Consider the following 1,366-nt stretch of genomic DNA (forward strand, 5'->3'; position numbering starts at 1 on the left):
GCCGTCGCATTGCAGACCTCCGCCATGGTGACGCTCACCAAGGCAACTGCCCACACCTCCACTCGTTGCAGCGGCCGTCAGACAGGACCTAGTTGAAGATGCGCGTTCGAAGTTCCTCGAACCGGGTCGCAATCGTTTCGAAGATCCCTCCGGTATCCTCCTGCGCCTCAATCTGACGGTCCAACTCATCCAGCGCCTCATGCAGATCCTCGAAATCGCTTTCGCGGCCGTAGCCGAGCGCTTCGGCGATTTCGAGTTCCTGGCGTGCCGCCTCAACATAGTCGGCGGCCGTCAGATCGGCATCTTCAGTAGCGGCTTTGTCGTTTGCCGCCTCACCGTCGTCATTGAGCAGAGCTTTGGCCTTCTCGATCATCGCTACGGCTCTGAGCGGAGGCAGGGCAATCACTGTGTCGGTCACCACCTGGGTGCTCAGTGCGGCGTTGAGTACCGTCATCGCTTCGTCGGTCTTTCCGTCATCAAGCAGTGCCGTCGCTGCGAGGATCGCGTCGGGATAGGTCGCAAGCGGAAGGCTGGTTGTCCGGATGACAACCTCGGACGCGAACCCGCTCAGCCGCGGTCTCGCTTCCTGGAACTTCCCATCGTCGACCAAGTCCTCGATCTGTTTGCCGAGTTCTCGGACGGCTTCGGCGCTGCCCAGAACGTCATAGGTGAAATGATTGATCCGGACGGGCGCCAAAGCGAGATCCGGTTCACGCGCGACGACGGTCTCGAGCTTCCCCGTGGCCAACGCGAGCGCAGCAATCGCCGCATCTGTATCGCCCTTCTCGATCGCGGCGATCGCAGCGTTCGTTTCATCGAGCGCGTCGACCGCCTCCTGGATCAGGGCGGTGCGTTTATCGGCGAGCTGTGAATCGGTTTCGGCGGTCACGCTCTCTTCGACCTGCTCCCGGTTGACCGCCTGCGCTTCAGCTTCCGCCTGAGCCGTATCCTGAGACCAGGAAGGGCCGGCGCTGACAATCAGCAGGGCCAAAGCTGTTCCCGCGTAAAGACTCCTGAGTTTCATCAGTCTGTTCCTTTCGGCTGTGATTGGTTCTACGGCGGTTTCGCCGCAGAGTTGGCACGATCAATGCCCGGTTCAGGCCTCCTTGACCGCGATTTTCCTGACCTTGGCCTGCGCCTCGGGAGTCTGGGGCAGCTTGATCGTCAGAACCCCGTTCTTGAAGGATGCTTGCGCCTTTTCGCCATCCACACCGGGCGGGAGTGGAATTGTCCGGTAGATCGCGCCGTAGCTGCGCTCGGAGAGGTAGTATCCTGTTGATTTCCACTTGGAACTGACCCGGGTTGGCGCCTGATTTCCACTGAGATTTGACCCATGTGACCCTTCCCCCGAGCGCGGTGAGCGATG

2 protein-coding genes are annotated in these 1,366 nt (G+C 60.8%); both read right to left on the minus strand.

Going from position 1 to position 1,366, the window contains the following annotated elements; translation table 11 throughout:
* Positions 1-88: 88 nt before the first annotated feature.
* Positions 89-1,024, minus strand: coding sequence for a YfdX family protein (locus BLQ03_RS17740; protein ID WP_090757604.1), 936 nt, complete (start codon positions 1,022-1,024; stop codon positions 89-91).
* Between the two features lie 72 nt (positions 1,025-1,096).
* On the minus strand, positions 1,097-1,366 hold a 270-nt coding region (locus BLQ03_RS17745), incomplete at its 5' end, for an Hsp20/alpha crystallin family protein (RefSeq protein WP_245689007.1).

It is taken from the genome of Paracoccus chinensis (assembly GCF_900102885.1).
In the GTDB taxonomy this organism is placed as follows: Bacteria; Pseudomonadota; Alphaproteobacteria; order Rhodobacterales; family Rhodobacteraceae; genus Paracoccus; species Paracoccus chinensis.

Bases quoted from the DNA above. Each gene is read 5' to 3' on its own strand.
- BLQ03_RS17740 (WP_090757604.1), bottom strand. From the start codon at position 1,024: ATGAAACTCAGGAGTCTTTACGCGGGAACAGCTTTGGCCCTGCTGATT.